The sequence below is a fragment of the Variovorax paradoxus genome, assembly GCF_000834655.1.
GTDB lineage: Bacteria > Pseudomonadota > Gammaproteobacteria > Burkholderiales > Burkholderiaceae_C > Variovorax > Variovorax paradoxus_F.
Genome location: NZ_JXQQ01000054.1, coordinates 1 through 18,923 on the forward strand (window position 1 = coordinate 1; position 18,923 = coordinate 18,923).

An 18,923-nucleotide genomic window follows, 5' to 3' on the forward strand; every position below is an offset into this window, starting at 1 on the left:
AGGGACGCAGACAGCAGGGTCGCCTTTCTTTTGCCTACGTTTCTTTGGCGAAGCAAAGAAAAGTAGGTCGGCCGCCGGGCCGAGACCCGGCCTCGGGAAGAAAAAGTTTCCCGAACCCATCAAGCCAACACCCACATCACAGTACCCAACGGCGGCAAGCTGACAGAAACCGAATCCGCCTTCCCATGCCAGGCAACAGGCGAACTCTCGACGATCCCATTCCCCACCCCACTCCCGCCATACACCGCCCCATCCGTATTGACGATCTCCCGATAAGCCCCCCCAACAGGAACACCAAGTCGATACGAATGCCGAGGCAACGGCGTGAAGTTGCACGCCACCACCACGAACGCGCCGTCGCGCGCACGACGAACAAAGGCAAACACCGACTGGTCCGAATCGTCATGCACGATCCACTCGAACCCTCCGGCATCGTTGTCCAGCTCATGCAGCGCAGGAAAATGCCGGTACACATTGTTCAAATCACGCACCAGCCGCCGCACCCCCTGGTGCGACGCATGCTCCAGCAGGTGCCAGTCGAGACTCCGGTCCGCATTCCACTCGGCCACCTGCGCGAACTCGCCCCCCATGAACAGCAGCTTCTTCCCCGGATACCCCCAGAGGTAGCCGTACAGGTTGCGCAGCCCGGCGAACTTTTGCCACTCGTCGCCCGGCATGCGCCCGATCATCGAACCCTTGCCGTGCACCACCTCGTCGTGCGAGAGCGGCAGCACGAAGTTCTCGGTGTGCGCGTACATCAACCCGAAGGTGATCTGCTGGTGATGGTGCTTGCGGTAGACCGGGTCGGTGCCCGCGTAGGCGAGCGTGTCGTTCATCCAGCCCATGTTCCACTTGTAGTGAAAGCCCAGCCCGCCGTTTTCCGGCGGTCGCGTCACGCCGGGGAAGCTCGTCGATTCCTCGGCCAGCGTGACGGCCCCGGGCCGCTCGATGCCCACCACGCGGTTCATGCGGCGAAGGAAATCGATGGCTTCCAGGTTCTCGCGACCGCCCTGCGCATTCGGCACCCACTCGCCGGCCTTGCGGCTGTAGTCGCGGTACAGCATCGACGCCACCGCATCGACACGCAGGCCGTCGACGCCGTAGCGCTCCAGCCAGTACAGCGCATTGCCGACCAGGTAGTTGCGCACCTCCGTGCGCGCGAAGTTGAAGATCAGCGTCTGCCAGTCGTTGTGGAAGCCCTCGCGCGGATCGGCGTACTCGTACAGCGCCGTGCCGTCGAAGTTGCCCAGGCCGTGCGCGTCGGTCGGGAAGTGCGCGGGCACCCAGTCGAGGATCACCCCCAGCCCCGCGGCATGCGCGGACTCCACGAAATGGCGGAAGTCGCCGGGCGTTCCGAAGCGCGAGGTCGGTGCGTAAAGGCCGATTGGCTGGTAGCCCCACGATCCGTCGAAGGGGTGCTCGCTGACCGGCAGCAGCTCGATGTGCGTGAAGCCCATGTCGCGCGCATAGGGCACCAGCGTGTCGGCCAGCTCGCGGTAGTCGAGCCACTCGTGGCCGTTGTTCTTGCGGCGCCACGAGCCCAGGTGCACTTCGTAGATGCTGATCGGCGCATGGCGCTCGTTGGCCTCGGCGCGCCCCTCGGGCATCTTCACCGCGGCCGGCAGCGGGGCCACCACGCAGGCGGTTTCGGGCCGCAGGCGCGCGGAGAACGCGAACGGGTCGGCCTTGCGCAGCACCTCGCCGTGCGCCGAGAGAATTTCGAATTGGTAGCTGTCGCCGGTCGCCACGTGCGGCGCGAAGATCTCCCACACGCCGCACTCGCGGCGCAGCCGCATCATGTGGCGCCGGCCGTCCCAGTTGTTGAAGTCGCCGACCACCGACACCCGCCGCGCATTCGGCGCCCAGACCGCGAAGGCCACGCCCTTGACGCCGTCGATCTCGCGCAGGTGCGCGCCCAGCCGCTCCCAAGGGCGCAGGTGCGTGCCCTCGGCCAGCAGCCACACGTCGGTCTCGCCGAGCACGAACGGAAAACGGTACGGGTCTTCCAGCCGCGAGGTGTGCGAGTCCCATTCGACCTGGAATGAGTAGCCCAGGCGCGCCTCCGCGGCCGGCACCAGGCCGCTGAACAGGTCGGAGTCTTCCTGCCGCGTGAGCATCGCCAGCGGCCAGCCGGTGCGCGAATGCATCACCGCCACGCTCCGAGCGCCGGGCATCAGCGCACGCACTTCGAGCCCCTCGCGCGTTTCGTGCGGCCCGAGCACGGCGAACGGGTCGCCATGTTCGGCGCGCATCAGGGCGCGGACTTCGGAAGCGGGCAGGGCGTTCGGTGGCATGGTGATCAGCTTTGTCCTTCTTCGTGGGCGGATGTTCCGAAAAAGACGCCGTAGGGCGCCAGTGCCAGCATGCGCTTTTGGCCATCGCCCTGCACGGCGGCGGTGCCTGCCAGCGGATGGCCAGGCAGCGGCACCAGCGCCTCGCGCAACGGGATCGACACGGGCTCGCTGCCCAGATTGAAGACCGCCTGCAGCGACCGGCTCCCGTCGCGCCGCTCGAACCGCAGCACGGGCTCGGGCGCGTCGAAGAACACGATGCTGCCCGTGCGCAGCAGCGGCTGCGTGCGGCGCCAGTGCAGCAGGGCGCGGCTGAAGGCCAGCATCGAACCCGGTTCGTCGGCCTGGTTGTCGATGGCCAGCGGCAAGTGGGGGCCGTACACCGGCAGCCAAGGCGTGCCGGTGGTGAAGCCGCCGTGCGGCGCATCGGCCTGCCACGGCATCGGCGTGCGGCAGCCGTCGCGCCCCTTGAACTCGGGCCAGAAGGCGCGGCCATAGGGGTCCTGCAGCAGCTCGAAGGGCACCTCGGCTTCTGGCAGGCCGAGCTCTTCGCCCTGGTAGATGCTGGCGCTGCCGCGCAGCGCAAGCAGCACGGTGAGCCAGAGCCGGTCGCGCCGCGTGTCGGACGCCTTGCCGTCGCTCCAGCGCGTGGCCACGCGCGGCACGTCGTGGTTCGACACTGCCCAGCAGCCCCAGCCGCGCGTGGGCGCGAGCGCCAGGTCGAGCGCCTCGACCTGGTGGCGCAGGTGCGCTGCGCTGTGGTCCGCGGTCAGCAGGCTGAAGCTGTAGGCCAGGTGCAGGCGCTTGCCCAGCTCGGTGTACTGCGCCATGACGGGCGGGGCGTTCTCGTCGCCGACCTCGCCCAGCGCGACCGCGCCGTAGCCGTCGAGCAGCCGGCGCAGGTTCTCGAGGAAGGCCAGGTTCTCGGTCTGGCTCTTGTCGTACAGGTGCTGCTGCATCGCATAGGGGTTGTCGGCGCGCACGGTGCTGACCTCGTCGATCGACGCGAGCGATGCCGGCGGGTTGTCGCGCAGCAGCGCGTCGTGGAACTGGTGGTTGCAGGCGTCGAAGCGGAAGCCGTCCACGCCGCGTTCGCACCAGAAGCGCACCTCGCCGAGCAGGGCCTCCTGCACGGCGGCGCAATGGAAGTTGAGGTCGGGCTGTTCGGCGAGAAAGCTGTGCAGGTAGTACTGCCGCCGGCGCGAATCCCACTGCCACGCCGAGCCGCCGAAGACCGAGAGCCAGTTGGTGGGCGGCGTGCCGTCGGGCTTGGGGTCGGCCCAGACGTACCAGTCGGCCTTGGGGTTGTCGCGACTCGATCGGCTTTCGGCGAACCACGCATGCTGGTCGGAGGTGTGCGAGAGCACCTGGTCGATGATGAGCTTCAGGCCCAGCGCATGCATGCGCGCGAGCATCGCGTCGAAGTCGGCGAGCGTGCCGAAGAGCGGATCGACCGCGCGGTAGTCGGACACGTCGTAGCCGAAGTCCTTCATCGGCGAGCGGAAGAAGGGCGAGACCCAGACCGCATCGACGCCGAGGCTGGCCACGTGGTCGAGCCGGGCCGTGATGCCGGGCAGGTCGCCGATGCCGTCGCCGTTGCTGTCCATGAAGCTGCGCGGGTAGATCTGGTAGATCACCGCGCCGCGCCACCATTCGCCCTTGCTGCCGTTGGTGTTTTCGGTGCTGTCGATGCTGCTGCCCATGCCTGCCCCTGTGGTCGAAATTCATTGTGGCATGCGAGATTCGGGCCAGTCGCACGCGCTTGCGGAGGGCTGTGCGCGATTCGGCAGGCCGCGAAGCTTTCTACACTGGGCGCTGTTTCCGGCTCCTCCCAATGACATCAGACTCCGTTTCCTCCCTCGCTGCGCTCGAGGCGCGGCTCGCCCAGGACCTCGACTACCTCGGCTGGCCCGGCCGCCAGTGGATGCCCGTGCGGCAGAACGACGGCCAGGCGCTGCTCGACGTGGCCGTCATCGGCGGCGGGCAGGCCGGCCTCGCCGCCTCGGTGGCACTGGCGCAGCAGGGCATCCGCGCCGTGGTGTTCGACCGCTCGCCGGCCGGCCGCGAAGGCCCCTGGGCCACCACCGCGCGCATGGAAACGCTGCGCTCACCCAAGGAGCTCACCGGCCCCGCGCTGGGCCTGCCGTCGCTCACCTTCCGCGCGTGGTTCGAGGCGCAGTTCGGCCGGGAGGTATGGGCGGCGATGGACAAGATCCCGCGCCTGCAGTGGATGGACTACCTCGCCTGGTACCGCCGCGTGATGAACGTCGACGTGCGCAACGACACCGCGGTCACCCGCATCCAGCCGCTGCCCGATGGCACGGCGGTGCGTCTCGACCTGCGCACGCCGGCCGGCGACCGCAGCGTGCTCGCGCGCCGCGTCGTGCTGGCCACCGGTCGCGACGGTCTTGGCGGGCCAGCGGTTCCGGCGTTCGTCGATGAGCTGCCGCGTTCGCAATGGGCGCACTCGTCCGACGAGATGGATTACGGCCAACTCGCGGGCCGGCGCGTCGGCGTGGTCGGCGCGGGTTCTTCGGCAATGGACAGCGCCGCCACCGCGCTGGAAGCCGGCGCGCGCAGCGTCGAGCTGCTGATCCGCCGCCCGGACCTGCCGCGCGTCAACAAGGGCAAGGGTGCCGGCGTGCCGGGCCTCACGCAGGGGCACTTCGACCTGTCGGACGAGCGCAAGTGGCGCATCCGCCACTACATCAACGTGGCGAACGTGCCGCCGCCGCATGGCAGCACGCTGCGGGTGTCGGCATTTCCGAATGCGTTCTTCAACTTCGGCTGCCCGATCCTTTCGGTCGCGCCGCAGGGCGAGTCGATGCGCGTATCGACGCCCAAGGGCGATTTCGAGTTCGACTTCCTCATCGTCTCGACCGGCTTCAAGGTCGACTGGCCGAACCGCCCCGAATTCGATGGCATCGCCCCCCACATCCGCACGTGGAAAGACCGCTTCGTGCCCAGGGCCGGCGACGATGACCAGGAGCTGGCCGATTCGCCCGACCTCGGGCCGGTCTTCGAATTCCAGCCGCGCGTGCCGGGCGAGTGCCCGGGGCTCGAACGCATCCATTGCTTCTGCTATCCGGCGGCGCTCTCGCACGGCACGGTGTCGGGCGACATCCCCGCGATCAGCGACGGTGCCAAGCGCCTCGCGAGCGGCATCGCGAGCCTGTTCTACCGCGAGGATTTCGACCACCACTTCGCCAACCTCGAGGCCTACAGCGAGCCCGAACTGTTCGGCGACGAGTGGGTGCCCGCGCCGCCGCCCGGCGAACGCGGCTGAACCTTCTTCTTCAAGGACCCCGCATGACGAATCTTTCCGTGGCGCTGCCGGCCATCGACGTGGTCGATGACGCCGTGCCCCTCGCGCCGAACCAGCCGACCTGGGCATTGCGCCAGCAGCGCGACAAGGTGGTGGCCGCCACCCAGAGCAGCCACGACGCGATGTTCTCGCACGCCGTCGAAGGCCTGACCCGCACCGACCGCCTCTTGGTCGCGCTGCATGCCTGCCGCGTCTCGAACGCGCCGAGCCTCGCCGCGCACTACCGCGAGGAACTGGCCGCCGACAACGCCGACGCCGCGGTGGCCGATGCGGTGGAGCGCGGCGACATCGCCTCGCTCGCCGACGCGCGACTGCGTGCGATGCTCGACTTCGCCGGCAAGCTCATCGCGCGCCCGATCGAGGGCGACCGCGCCGCCATTCAGGCGCTGGCGGCGCACGGGCTGTCGACGCCCGCGCTGGTGGCGTTGAGCCAGCTGATCGCTTTTCTCTCGTACCAGGTGCGCGTCGTCGCGGGGCTCAAGGCGCTGGCCGCCGCGGAGGCTTCGGCATGACGGCGCCGATCCGCATCCGGGGCTTCACCAACGAGGTACTGAAGTGGAAGCCGTGGCTCGACACGGTGAACGTCGACACCGCCACGCCGGCCCAGCTGGCCGCGCTGGACGAGATGAGCCCGCAGGCGCGCACCTCGCCGTACTTCCTGGTGCTCGCGCACCAGCCCGAGATATTGCTGCAGCGCTCCATCGCCTTCAACGCGATCATGTTCGCGCCCGGCGGCATGCCGCGCGCCGAGCGCGAGCTGGGAGCCACGGTGGAGTCGCGCGTCAACGGCTGCGTTTACTGCGCGTCGGTGCATGCGCAGCGCTTCGAGCAACTGGCCAAGCGCAGCGACGTGATCGAGCAGGTGTTCGAGGCGCCCGCATCGGCTGGCACCACGCCGCGCGAGAAGGCCATCGTCGAGTTCTCGATCAAGCTCGGTGCCGAGCCGGACACGGTGTCGGCTGAGGACGTCCGCGCGCTGAAGGCGGTGGGGCTGGGCGAGCTGGAAATCCTCGACCTGATCCATTCGGTGGCACTGTTCGCCTGGGCCAACCGGCTGATGCTCAACCTGGGAGAGCCGGTCTTTCCCGCGGACGGGTCATAGGCGCGCGAGCAGGCCTGCGACGGTTTCGCTCTCGAGGCCCAGCGGCGCGAGCAGGTCGTTCTGCGCGCGGAAATCGATGCCGTTGACCAGCGAGGCGGCATCCACGATGGTGCGCGTCGCGGGCGTGGGCACGCCGGCGATCTCCCCCAGCGCCTCCACGAAGGCAAGGCCGTAGGGCATGTCTTCGGTCACGTAGCGGGTGTCGGTGCGCACCGGCCCGGGCGGACCGCCGCGCTTGGCATGCAGTTCGGCCGCGATGTCTTCGAGCCGCGCCGATGCGGTGCCGAACGAGCGCGCGAAGTGTTCCTCGATGGGGCCGAGCGCAATGCCGAAGGCCTCTGCAACGGCCCGCCGCTCCAGGTCCAGCGCCTCGATGGCGCGCGACACGCCGGGCGTCATGCAGTGGTACTGCGGCCAGTTCTCCGCGCGCTCGATGCGGGTCCAGTTGAAGACCGCGAGCGGGCCGTGGGACTGCGGGTTGACGTTGGCGAGCGCGCTGGCGAGCACGCTGTCGTGCGGAAAAAAGCCGTTGCCGAACAGCGCGGCGCAAAGGGCGACGGCCTCACCGACGTTCGCGCCCGGAAGCGCCGACACGCCGACTGCCTTGCGCCGCGTCATCACCTTGACCTGCGTGCCCGATTCGCGGCGCGCGGTCAGCACCGTGGTGCCGAAGCTCGCAACGGTCACCTGCTTGCCGGCGCGCCGCGCGGCTTCGTGCAGGTAGAGCGACGACAGCGAGGCCATCGAGCTGACGATCACCGTCTGGCCGTCGCGAAGGGAGGGCAGGAGCGCGTCCATCACTGGTTTATGGCCGTTGACCGGCAGGGCGAGCAGCAGCACGTCCGAGGCGTGGCAAAGCTGCGCCGCGCTGTCGGCGACTTCGACCGTCACGGTGCAGGGCTGCACGCCGCCGGCTTCCAGCGGCTGGGTGCGCAGGGCCTCCGCGCCCTGTCCGCCCGGCGACCAGAGCGTGACGCCGTGGCCCGCCAGGCGCAGCCATGCGGCGCTGGCCAGCGCGATGGCGCCGGTGCCCGCGATGCCGACGCGGTACGTCGACGCGTCAATCAACTTTGATACCGCCCTGTTTGATCACTTTTGCCCAGCGCTGGCTGTCCTCGGTCACCACCTTGCCGAGCGCCGCCGCATTGCCGCAGGTGTTGACCGCGCCCAGCTGGGCGAAGCGCTGCTTCGTCTCCGGCAGGTTGCACACCTCGACCAGCGCGGCGGAGAGCTTGTCGATGCTCGCGGCCGGCATGCGCGCCGGGGCCATCACGCCCACCCACACCGGCACTTCCATGCCCGGCAGGCCCGTGGCCTCGCCGACGGTGGGCGCCGTGCCCATGCTGGGCAGCGCCGCGCGCGAGAAGGTGCCGAGCACGCGCGCCTTGCCGGTCGCGACCATGGGCTCGATCGAGGCGACGCTGGTGACGATCGTCGCCACCTGCCCGCCCAGCAGGTCGGTCAGCGCGGGTGCCGCGCCGCGGTAGGGCACATGCAGCAGGTTCACGCCGCTCGCCTGCGCGAGCAGCGCGCCCGTGAGGTGCGACACCGTGCCGTTGCCGGTCGAGGCGTAGGTGACCTGGCCGGGCCGCGCCTTGGCGTCGCGCAGCACGTCGGCGATGGTCTTGTAGGGGCTTTCGGCGCGCACGGAGAGCGTCATCGGCGTGTCGGCGACCAGCGCCACGGGCACCAGCTCGTGCACCGGGTCGTAGGGGAGCTTGGCCTGCAGATGGGGGGCGATGGTGACCGCGCCGCCCGTGGCCAGCAGCACGGTGGCCCCGTCGGTCGCCTTGGCCACCGCGTCGGCGGCGACGATGCCCCCGGCGCCGGCCTTGTTGTCGATGATCACCGGCGTGCCGAGCTTGTCGGTGAGCTTGGCGCCCAGGTAGCGGGCAATGACGTCCTGCGCGCCGCCGGGGGCGAAGGGCACGACCATGCGCAGGGGCTTGTCGTTCTGCTGCGCCCAGAGGGGCGTGGCGGTGACAAGGGCGGCGGCGAGGCCCAGGGCCAGGGGTTTCCAGAGCAGTTTCATGGCGTTCAGGCAGTACGAAAGCAGACGTTACGCAGGCAACTTGCAGGTTGCGTGCCCCAAGTCTAGGGTCTGCCGCGCGGAGGGCATCGGCCGGGCGCGATAATCCGCCTTCCCCGGCCAGCCCGCGCCGGGCCTTGCCGAAACGCTATGAACCCCAGCTACAAACCCAGCGACGTCGAGTCCGCTGCCCAGGCGCAATGGAGCGCCGCCGATGCCTACCGCGTCACCGAGGACGCGAGCCGCAAGAAGTACTACGCCTGCTCCATGCTGCCGTACCCCAGCGGCAAGCTGCACATGGGCCATGTGCGCAACTACACCATCAACGACATGCTCACGCGCTACCTGCGCATGAGCGGCTACAACGTGCTGATGCCCATGGGCTGGGACGCCTTCGGCCTGCCGGCGGAAAACGCGGCGCTGAAGAACGGCGTGCCACCGGCCAAGTGGACCTACGAGAACATCGACTACATGCGCGGCCAGCTCCAGGCCATGGGCCTGGCGATCGACTGGAGCCGCGAGATCGCCACCTGCGATCCGAGCTACTACAAGTGGAACCAGTGGCTGTTCCTGAAGATGCTCGAGAAGGGCATTGCCTACCGCAAGACCCAGGTCGTGAACTGGGACCCGGTCGACCAGACCGTGCTGGCCAACGAGCAGGTGATCGACGGCAAGGGCTGGCGCACCGGCGCCACGGTCGAGCGCCGCGAGATCCCGGGTTACTACCTGAAGATCAGCGACTACGCCCAGGAACTGCTCGAGCACACCCAGCACAAGCTGCCGGGCTGGCCCGAGCGCGTGAAGCTCATGCAGGAAAACTGGATCGGCAAGAGCGAGGGCGTGCGCTTCGCCTTCACCCATGACATCCAGGGTGCCGACGGCAAGCTGATCCAGGACGGCCGCATGTACGTGTTCACCACGCGTGCCGACACGATCATGGGCGTGACCTTCTGCGCCGTGGCGCCGGAGCATCCGCTGGCTGCGCACGCGGCCACGCTCGATCCGAAGGTCGCGGCCTTCATCGAGGAGTGCAAGAACGGCGGCACCACCGAAGCCGAGCTCGCCACGCAGGAGAAGAAGGGCGTGCCCACGGGCCTGACCGTCACGCACCCGATCACCGACGAGCAGGTGCCGGTGTGGGTGGGCAACTACGTGCTCATCGGCTATGGCGATGGCGCCGTGATGGGCGTGCCCGCGCACGACGAGCGCGACTTCGCCTTCGCCAACAAGTACGGCATCGAGATCATCCAGGTCGTGCTGGTCGATGACGAGCCGCACTTCGACTATCACAAGTGGCAGGACTGGTACGGCGACAAGCAGCGCGGCGTGACCATCAACTCCGACAACTTCAGCGGCATGACCTACAAGGAGGCCGTGGCCGCCGTGGCGCATGCGCTGGGCCAGAAGGGCCTGGGCGAGCTGCAGACCACGTGGCGCCTGCGCGACTGGGGCGTGAGCCGCCAGCGCTACTGGGGCACGCCGATCCCGATCATCCATTGCGACGAGCACGGCGCGGTGCCGGTCCCCGAGAAGGACCTGCCCGTGGTACTGCCCACCGACTGCGTGCCCGACGGCTCGGGCAACCCGCTGAACAAGCACGAAGGCTTCCATGCCGGCGTGGTGTGCCCGGTCTGCGGCAAGGCCGCGCGGCGCGAGACGGACACGATGGACACCTTCGTGGATTCGTCGTGGTACTTCATGCGCTATTGCGACCCGAAGAACGACCAGGCGATGGTCGCCGAGGGCGCCGACTACTGGATGCCGATGGACCAGTACATCGGCGGCATCGAGCACGCGATTCTTCATTTGCTGTACGCGCGCTTCTGGACCAAGGTGATGCGCGACCTGGGCCTGGTGAAGGCCGACGAGCCCTTCAGCAAGCTGCTCACGCAGGGGATGGTGCTCAACCACATCTTCTACAAGCGCAGCGAGAAGGGCGGCAAGGACTACTTCCCGCCTTCGGAAGTCACGCCGGTGCTCGACGCGCAGGGCCGCATCGTCGGCGGCACCACGGCCGACGGCACGAAGGTCGAGTACGGCGGCGTCGGCAAGATGGGCAAGAGCGAGCGCAACGGCGTCGACCCGCAGGACCTGATCGAGAAATACGGCGCCGACACCGCGCGCCTGTACACCATGTTCACCGCACCGCCCGAAGCCACGCTCGAGTGGAACGACGCTGCCGTCGAAGGCAGCTACCGGTTCCTGCGCCGGGTGTGGAACTTCGGCGTGGCGCAGGCGGACGTGGCGCCGGCCAAGGCGGGCGCACAGGCGTTCGGCAAGGCCGCGCAGGCGCTGCGCCGCGAGGTGCACACGGTGCTGCGCCAGGTCGACTACGACTACCAGCGCATGCAATACAACACGGTGGTGTCGGGTGCGATGAAGCTCCTGAACGCGCTCGAAGGCTTCAAGCCCGACGGCAGCGCGGGCGATGCGGCCGCTGTGCGCGAGGGCTTCGGCATCCTCCTGCGCTGCCTGTACCCCGCCACTCCGCACATCGCCCAGCAGCTCTGGAGCGAACTGGGCTACGACAAGGACCTGGGCGGCCTGCTCGATGCGGCCTGGCCGACGGTCGACGTCCAGGCGCTGGTGCAGGACGAGATCGAGCTCATGCTGCAGGTCAACGGCAAGCTGCGCGGCAAGCTGCTGGTGCCGGCTGGCGCCTCCAAGGAGGAGATCGAGAAGCTCGCGCTCGCCTGCGACGACTTCGTCGCCTTCGCCGAGGGCGCGCCGCCCAAGCGCGTGATCGTGGTTCCCGGCCGTCTGGTCAACGTGGTCCTTTGAACGATAGAAGCATGAACAAACGCAATGCCTCGCTGCCGCGCCGCGGCTTTCTTCTCGGCCTGGCCGCCGTGGGTGCCAGCATGGGCCTGGCCGGCTGCGGCTTCGAGCTTCGCAAGGCGCCGGTCTTCGCGTTCAAGACGCTGTCGGTCGAGGGCAATTCCGCGCTGATCAACCAGGTGCGGCGCGAACTGCGCGCGGCCGGCACGGTGACGCTGGTGCCCAAGGAAGACGCCAGTACCGCAGACGCGGTGCTGGTGGTCCTTGGCGAAGACCGCGACCGGTTCGTGATCTCGACCAATTCGGCCGGCGCGCTGCGCGAGCTGCAGTTGCGCCTGCGCATGCGCTTCAGCCTGAAGACGCCGGGCGGCAAGGAGCTGCTCTCGGCTTCCGAGGTGTCGCAGACGCGCGACCTGAGCTTCAACGAGACCAACGCGCTCGCCAAGGAAGGCGAGGCCGAGCTTCTGTTCCGCGACATGCAGTCGGACATCGCGCAGCAGCTGATACGGCGCCTGGCGGCCGTCAAGGAACTCTAGGCGCCCGCGCCGCATCGTTTTTTCCATGCAACTTGCCAGCGCCCAACTCGGGGCCCACCTGCAAAAGGGGCTCAAGCCGCTCTACACGATCCACGGCGACGAGCCGCTGCTCGCGCAGGAAGCGGCGGACGCCATCCGCGCCGCCGCGCGCACGCAGGGCTACACCGAGCGCAGCTCGTACACCGTGGCCGGCGCGCACTTCGACTGGAGCGCGGTGCTGGCGGCGGGCGGTTCGCTCTCGCTCTTCGCCGACAAGCAGATCGTGGAAATCCGCATTCCCTCGGGCAAGCCCGGCAAGGATGGCAGCACCGCCCTGCAGCAGCTGGCCGAGGCCGCGCCCGGCAACGACAGCATGCTCACGCTGGTGATGCTGCCGCGCCTGGACAAGGCCACGCGCACCGGCGCCTGGTTCTCGGCGCTGGAGAACAACGGCGTGAGCCTGCAGGTCGACCCGATCGAGCGCGCCGCGCTGCCGCAGTGGATCGCGCAACGCCTCGGTTTGCAGGGCCAGCGCGTGATGCCGGGCGACGAAGGCCAGCGCACGCTGCAGTTCTTTGCCGACCGGGTCGAGGGCAACCTCCTGGCCGCGCACCAGGAAATCCAGAAGCTCGCGCTGCTGCATCCGGCGGGCGAACTGAGCTGGGAGCAGGTCGAAGGCGCGGTCAACAACGTGGCGCGCTACGACGTGTTCAAGCTCTCCGAAGCGGTGCTCGCGGGCAACCCTCAGCGCGTGGCGCGCATGCTCGACGGCCTGCAGGCCGAGGGCGAGGCCGAGGTGCTGGTGCATTACACGATCGCCGAGGACATCCGCGCGTTGAAGCGCGTGAAAGACGCCATGGCCGCCGGCCGCCCGCTGCCGATGGCCCTGCGCGAGAACCGCATCTGGGGACCGCGCGAGCGCGCCTTCGAGCGCGTGCTGCCGCGGCTGGACGACCGCATGCTGGCGCGCCTGCTGCGCGCAGCCCACCTGGTGGACGGCATCTGCAAGGGCCTGAAGCAGCCCGACTGGCCCGCGAGCGGCTGGCAGGCGCTGCAGCGGCTGGCGCTGATGCTGTGCCGCGCGTGCAGCAGTGCGCCGGCGGCCGCGCGCCGCGCCTGATTTGATGGCTCCAGGCACCAAAAGGCCTGTGTAAGCCGGGCCACAGGTCCGCGTGGGAAAATGCCGACATGAATGCGTTCAACGTCAGCGAGCACATGCAGGCCCTCGGGCTGCAGGCAAAGACCGCTGCTTTCCTCATGGCCCGTGCGGATGCAGCTACCAAAAACATAGCACTGAAGGCGCTCGCGCGGCGCCTGCGCGAAGCCGGCCCGGTGCTGGCGGTTGCCAATCAGAAGGACCTGGAACGCGCGACCGCCGCCGGCCTCTCCGCCCCGATGGTCGACCGCCTCAAGCTCACCCCGAAGGTCATCGAAACCGTGGCCCTGGGCTGCGAGCAGCTCGCCGGCATGGCCGACGTGATCGGCGAAATCATCGGCATGAAGCAGCAACCCAGCGGCATCCGCGTGGGCCAGATGCGGGTGCCGATCGGCGTGTTCGGCATGATCTTCGAGAGCCGCCCCAACGTGACCATCGAGGCCGCGAGCCTGGCGATCAAGAGCGGCAACGCGGCCATCCTGCGCGGCGGCTCGGAAGCCATCGAGTCGAACAAGGCGCTGGCGCTGCTGGTGGCCGAGGCGCTGGCCGAAGCGGGCCTGCCCGTCGAGGCGGTGCAGCTGGTGCAGACCACCGACCGCGAGGCCGTGGGCCAACTCATCGCCATGCCCGAATTCGTGGACGTGATCATTCCGCGCGGCGGCAAGGGGCTGATCGAGCGCATCAGCCGCGACGCCAAGGTGCCGGTCATCAAGCACCTGGACGGCAACTGCCACGTCTACGTGGACGACACGGCCGAGTTCGGCATGGCGCTGCGCATCGTGGACAACGCCAAGACCCAGAAGTACAGCCCCTGCAATGCCGCCGAAGGCTTGCTGGTGTCCGAAGTGGTGGCCGAGGATTTCCTGCCGCAGATTGCCGCCATCTTTGCCGCCAAGGGCGTGGAAATGCGCTGCGACCCGGCCGCGGCGCAGATCCTGCGGGCCAGCGGCGCTGCCGATCCGGCCGCCAAGGTGGTTGATGCGGTCGAGTCCGACTGGTCCGAGGAATACCTGGCCGCCGTGATCAGCATCAAGGTCGTGGCCGGCGTCGATGAGGCGATTGCGCACATCAACCGCTATTCGAGCCACCACACCGACGCCATCGTCACGCGCGACCATGTGCATGCGCAGCGGTTCCTCCGCGAGGTCGATTCGGCCAGCGTCATGGTCAATGCGAGCACCCGCTTCGCCGATGGTTTCGAGTTCGGCCTGGGCGCCGAAATCGGCATCAGCACCGACAAGTTCCACGCCCGCGGCCCCGTCGGCATCGAAGGGCTGACCTCGCTCAAGTACGTGGTGCTCGGCCAGGGCGAAGTGCGAAGCTGATGTGTGCTGCTCCCGCGGTCTTGTCATTGGGGCATGTACCCCCAATTCCTACAATTCCGCTCAACCTCTGAGAGGCTGAGAGGCAATCCGACATGACGGCTCATCCCCCGCAAATGGCCCACTCTGCGTTGCAAATGCTCGCCGTAGCCCGAGCTATGGCTGTGCTTTGCGCCTTGATCGGGCCCATTTGCCGGGGCTGCTCGATCACGCCGAATTGCCTCTCAACCTCTAAGTACAAATTGAAGAAGGCCGCCGCATGGTTCCGCATCTCGTCACCGCCCTGACCGGCCCGATCAACGAATTGGAGCAGCGGGTGCTCGACTCGATGCCCGCCATCGAGCGCTGGTTCCGCCTCGAATGGATGGAGCACACGCCGCCGTTCTACAGTTCGGTCGACATCCGCAACGCGGGCTTCAAGCTCGCACCGGTGGACACCAATCTCTTCCCGGGTGGCTGGAACAACCTGACGAAGGAGATGCTGCCGCTGGCCGTGCAGGCCGCCCAGGCCGCCATTGAAAAGATCTGTCCGGAAGCGCGCAACCTGCTCGTCATTCCGGAAAATCACTCCAAGAACACGTTTTATCTCGCCAACATCGCGCAACTTGTGCGCATCTTCCACATGGCGGGTCTGAACGTGCGAATCGGCTCGGTCGATCCTGCCATCAAGTCGTCCAAGAAGATCGAGTTGCCCAACGGCGAGACCGTGACGCTAGAGCCCGTGGTGCGCAGCAAGCGCCGGTTGGGGCTGAAGAACTTCGATCCCTGCACGATTTTGCTCAACAACGAGCTATCTGCAGGAACGCCGGGCATCCTCGAGGATCTTCACGAGCAATACCTGCTCCCGCCGCTGCACGCGGGCTGGTCGGTTCGTCGCAAGAGCAACCACCTGCACAGCTATGAAGAGCTCTCCAAGCGCTTGGGGAAGCTCCTGGGCATCGACCCCTGGCTGATCAACCCGATCTACGCGCGCGCCGAAGGCGTGGACATCGCCGAGGGCCGCGGCATCGACGTGCTCACCAGCCATGTGGACGCGGTGCTCACCAAGGTGCGCCGCAAGTACAAGGAATACGGCATCAACGAAAAGCCGTTCGTGGTCGTCAAGGGCGGCCACAGCGGCAGCGGCAGCCCGGGCGTGGTGACGGTGCGCGATGCCAAGGAAGTCGAGGCGCTGATCGGCAAGTCGCGCACCAGCACGTCCTCGGCGGCCAAGACCTCCGCCGGGCGCGACCTGCGCGAACCCACCGAATTGATCGTCCAGGAAGGCGTGCTGACCAACGAGCGCGTGCACAACGGCGTGGCCGAGCCGGTCGTCTACATGATGGACCGCTACGTGGTCGGCGGCTTCTACCGGGTGCATGCCGAGCAGGCGGCCGACGAGAACCTGAAGCTGCCGGGCGCGAGCTACGTGCCGCTGGCGTTCTCGGAAAGCACCCACATGCCCCAACCCGGTGCCAAGCCCGGCGCGAGCGCCCCGAACCGTTTCTACATGTATGGCGTGGTCGGCCGCCTGGCCATGGTCGCGGCCAGTTACGAGATGGAAGCGACCGACCCGGACGCCGAAATCTACGAATGATTCCCGCCGCCGGGTTGCGGCGTCACCGGGCAACGGCAAAATAGCGGCCCCACAGCAACGGAAACAAAAGGGCGGGAGGGGTGACGCGTGGTGGAACAAGTGTTCCGCCGCCAAGACGCCCCCTCGTGTCTGACGCGTCGATCCCCAACGGCCAGCCCTTTTCCCATCGACTTCGTGTCAGCCCCCAAATCAATCTCAGCCGGCCTGATCGTCGGCGCCATCGGCGTCGTCTATGGCGACATCGGCACCAGCGTGCTGTACGCGGTCAAGGAAGTGTTCGGCCACGGCCACGTGCCTTTCACCGTCCAGAACGTCTACGGCATCCTGTCGATGTTCTTCTGGACCCTCACCGTCATCGTCTCGATCAAGTACGTGGTGCTGGTGCTGCGCGCCGACAACGAAGGCGAGGGCGGCCTCGTCGCCATGCTCGCGCTGGCGTCCCGGGCGGTGGCCGACAGGCCGCGCCTTCGCCACGTGCTGCTGGTGATCGGCATCTTCGGCACCTCGCTCTTCTACGGCGACGGCGTCATCACGCCGGCCATCTCGGTGCTCTCGGCGGTCGAGGGCCTGGAGGTGGTGTCGCCGCACTTCAAGCACTACGTGATCCCGATCACCCTGGTCGTGCTGTTCTGCCTCTTCGCCGTGCAAAAGCGCGGCACCGCGGGCATCGGCAAGTTCTTCGGGCCGGTCACGCTGGCGTGGTTCGCGGCCATCGCGGTGCTGGGCGTGTGGCAGATCCTGCACCACCCCGAAATCGTCAAGGCGCTCAACCCCTGGTATGCGCTGAAGTTCATCTGGGACAACCCGGGCACGAGCTTCATCCTTCTGGGCGCGATGGTGCTGTGCGTGACCGGCGCCGAGGCGCTGTACGCCGACCTCGGCCACTTCGGCAAGAAGCCGATCCGCATCGCGTGGTTCTCGGTCGTCATGCCGGCGCTGACGCTCAACTACCTCGGCCAGGGCGCGCTGCTGCTGGAGAACCCCGAGGCGGTGAAGAACCCCTTCTTCATGATGGCGCCCGAGTGGGCGCTGGTGCCGCTGGTGATGCTGGCCACGCTGTCGACGGTGATCGCCTCGCAGGCGCTCATCACCGGCGCTTTCAGCGTGACGCGCCAGGTCATCCAGCTGGGCTACCTGCCGCGCCTGAACATCGAGCACACCAGCGTGCGCACGGCCGGGCAGATCTACATTCCGCTGGTCAACTGGGGCCTCTTCGTGGCCATCGTGCTGGCGGTGGTGATGTTCCGCACCTCGAGCAGCCTGGCCGCGGCCTACGGCATCGCGGTGACCACCGACATGCTGATCACCACGATCCTGACCTTCTTCGTGATCCGCTTCGCCTGGAAGCTGCCGCTCGCGCTGTGCATCGCGTCGACGGCGGTCTTCTTCGTGGTCGACTTCCTGTTCTTCGCCTCGAACCTGCTCAAGCTCTTCGAAGGCGGCTGGTTCCCGCTCCTGATCGGCGGCGCGGTGTTCACGCTGATGATCACCTGGAAGGAAGGCCGGCGCCTCATGGGCGAGGCGCAGCACGCCGATGCGATCGACCTGAAATCGTTTCTGGACTCCGTGTTCGTGAGCCCGCCGGCGCGCGTGGACGGCACGGCCGTGTTCCTTACCGCGGAGCCGGGAGTCGTGCCCAATGCGCTCTTGCACAACCTCAAGCACAACAAGGTGCTGCACGAGCAGAACATGTTCGTCACCGTGCGCAACCACGAGGTGCCCTGGATCCCGATGGACAAGCGCATCGAGATCGAGGCGCTCGGCCACCATTGCTGGCAGGTCATCGTGCACTACGGCTTCAAGAACGACATCGACCTGCCGCGCGCGCTGGAGCATGCGCGCCTGCGCGGTTGCCAGCTGGAGCCGATGGCCACAAGCTACTTCCTCTCGCGCGACGTCGTGATCCCTACGCTGGGCAGCGGCATGGCGCCGTGGCGCGAGAAGCTCTTTGCGCAGATGCACCACAACGCGAGCGGCGCGGCGGCGTTCCTGGGGCTGCCGAACAACGCGGTGGTGGAGCTGGGGTCGAAGATCGAGATTTGAGGGCGTTCGGGCGCGTCAGCCGAGCCCCAGCATCTGCCCCAGGCTGCGCTGCGACGCCGGCCGGTCCAGCGCGATGTTCCGCTCGAGCACCAGCAGGTGCTCTTCCATCAGCCGCACGGCGGTGTCGGCATCGCCGCGCGCGATCGCATCGACCACATCGGCATGCTCGTCGTGTTCGCACGAGGCGTTGCCCGGCGGTTCGTAGAGCGCCACGATCAGCGAGCAGCGCGACATGAGCTCGCTCAGGTAGCGCTCCAGTATCGGGTTGCGCGCGAGCCGCGCCACACGCAGGTGAAAAGAACTCGCAAGGCGCGCCCATTCGGGCTGCGTGTAGCGGTGCATCGCCGCATGCTCCTGCTTCAGGTGCCGCCGCAGTTCGGCCACCTCGGCCCTGGTCGCATTGCGCACCGCCATGCGCACCAGCGCGGCCTCGAGCGCGCGGCGCGCCTCGAAGATCTGCCGCGTTTCTTCCGGCGAGGGCATGGCGACGATGGCGCCACGGTTGGGCCGCAGCTCGACGATATGGTCGTGGGCCAGCCGTTGCAGCACCTTGCGCACCATCGCGCGGCTCACGCCGAACAGTTCGCACAGCGAGGCTTCGGGCAGCTTGGTGCCCGGCGCGAGGCGCTGGTGGGTCACGCCCTCGAACACCGAGCGATAGATGCGCTCTTCGATGTCGCCCTCGTCGGCGGCCGGTGCGGCGTCGGCCGCGGCGGACGGCGGTTTGCGTGGGGTGGCTGCGGGCTTCAGCGGCGAGGGGGAACGGGCCATGAGGTGGGAGGCGGG

Annotated in this window: 14 protein-coding genes; 9 read left to right on the forward strand and 5 right to left on the reverse strand. The window is 68.0% G+C overall.

Features of this window, described 5'->3' with window-relative positions; all coding sequences use genetic code 11:
* Positions 1 to 119: 119 nt before the first annotated feature.
* The gene (glgB, locus tag RT97_RS21985) at positions 120 to 2,294 is read right to left on the reverse strand and encodes a 1,4-alpha-glucan branching protein GlgB (protein WP_042580955.1); all 2,175 of its coding nucleotides are present in this window, start codon (positions 2,292 to 2,294) and stop codon (positions 120 to 122) included.
* Between the two features lie 5 nt (positions 2,295 to 2,299).
* Positions 2,300 to 3,994, reverse strand: coding sequence for an alpha-amylase family glycosyl hydrolase (locus RT97_RS21990; protein ID WP_042580956.1), 1,695 nt, complete (start codon positions 3,992 to 3,994; stop codon positions 2,300 to 2,302).
* A 131-nt stretch (positions 3,995 to 4,125) separates the two neighbouring features.
* Here RT97_RS21990 and RT97_RS21995 point away from each other — a divergent pair, with 131 nt between their 5' ends.
* The 3 genes from RT97_RS21995 to RT97_RS22005 are packed head-to-tail and all read left to right on the forward strand — an operon-like array spanning position 4,126 to position 6,718.
* A complete protein-coding gene (locus RT97_RS21995; RefSeq protein ID WP_042580957.1) occupies positions 4,126 to 5,577 on the forward strand; it encodes an NAD(P)-binding domain-containing protein in 1,452 nt (483 codons plus the stop codon).
* A gap of 23 nt (positions 5,578 to 5,600) precedes the next feature.
* Entirely contained in the window at positions 5,601 to 6,128 is a 528-nt protein-coding gene (locus RT97_RS22000) for a CMD domain-containing protein (RefSeq protein ID WP_042580958.1), read from the forward strand.
* Positions 6,125 to 6,718: a peroxidase-related enzyme gene (locus RT97_RS22005; protein WP_042580959.1), complete on the forward strand. Its 594-nt coding sequence runs from the start codon at positions 6,125 to 6,127 to the stop codon at positions 6,716 to 6,718. Before RT97_RS22000 ends, RT97_RS22005 begins: the two co-directional genes overlap by 4 nt.
* Here the strand turns inward: RT97_RS22005 and RT97_RS22010 are convergent.
* Both RT97_RS22010 and RT97_RS22015 read right to left on the reverse strand, forming a co-directional pair.
* Entirely contained in the window at positions 6,713 to 7,786 is a 1,074-nt protein-coding gene (locus RT97_RS22010; protein WP_080898382.1) for an NAD/NADP octopine/nopaline dehydrogenase family protein, read from the reverse strand. The genes RT97_RS22005 and RT97_RS22010 overlap by 6 nt on opposite strands.
* The gene (locus RT97_RS22015) at positions 7,779 to 8,750 is read right to left on the reverse strand and encodes a Bug family tripartite tricarboxylate transporter substrate binding protein (protein ID WP_042580960.1); all 972 of its coding nucleotides are present in this window, start codon (positions 8,748 to 8,750) and stop codon (positions 7,779 to 7,781) included. The genes RT97_RS22010 and RT97_RS22015 overlap by 8 nt, the downstream gene beginning before the upstream one ends.
* 147 nt (positions 8,751 to 8,897) lie before the next feature.
* Here RT97_RS22015 and leuS point away from each other — a divergent pair, with 147 nt between their 5' ends.
* The 6 genes from leuS (at position 8,898) to RT97_RS22045 (ending at position 18,137) form a co-directional block, all read left to right on the forward strand.
* Entirely contained in the window at positions 8,898 to 11,528 is a 2,631-nt protein-coding gene (leuS, locus tag RT97_RS22020; protein WP_042580961.1) for a leucine--tRNA ligase, read from the forward strand.
* An 11-nt stretch (positions 11,529 to 11,539) separates the two neighbouring features.
* Complete coding sequence (gene lptE / locus RT97_RS22025; RefSeq protein ID WP_042580962.1) at positions 11,540 to 12,061, forward strand: LPS-assembly lipoprotein LptE; 522 nt, start codon at positions 11,540 to 11,542, stop codon at positions 12,059 to 12,061.
* Between the two features lie 25 nt (positions 12,062 to 12,086).
* Complete coding sequence (gene holA, locus RT97_RS22030) at positions 12,087 to 13,160, forward strand: DNA polymerase III subunit delta (RefSeq protein ID WP_042580963.1); 1,074 nt, start codon at positions 12,087 to 12,089, stop codon at positions 13,158 to 13,160.
* 68 nt (positions 13,161 to 13,228) lie between these two features.
* Complete coding sequence (locus RT97_RS22035) at positions 13,229 to 14,521, forward strand: glutamate-5-semialdehyde dehydrogenase (protein WP_042580964.1); 1,293 nt, start codon at positions 13,229 to 13,231, stop codon at positions 14,519 to 14,521.
* A gap of 256 nt (positions 14,522 to 14,777) precedes the next feature.
* Positions 14,778 to 16,094, forward strand: coding sequence for a glutamate--cysteine ligase (gene gshA / locus RT97_RS22040; protein WP_042580965.1), 1,317 nt, complete (start codon positions 14,778 to 14,780; stop codon positions 16,092 to 16,094).
* Positions 16,095 to 16,268: 174 nt separating this feature from the next.
* A complete protein-coding gene (locus tag RT97_RS22045; RefSeq protein WP_042580966.1) occupies positions 16,269 to 18,137 on the forward strand; it encodes a potassium transporter Kup in 1,869 nt (622 codons plus the stop codon).
* Positions 18,138 to 18,152: 15 nt separating this feature from the next.
* Here the strand turns inward: RT97_RS22045 and RT97_RS22050 are convergent, their stop codons facing one another.
* On the reverse strand, positions 18,153 to 18,908 hold the full coding sequence (locus RT97_RS22050) for a GntR family transcriptional regulator (RefSeq protein WP_042580967.1): 756 nt from the start codon (positions 18,906 to 18,908) through the stop codon (positions 18,153 to 18,155).
* Positions 18,909 to 18,923 lie beyond the last annotated feature (15 nt).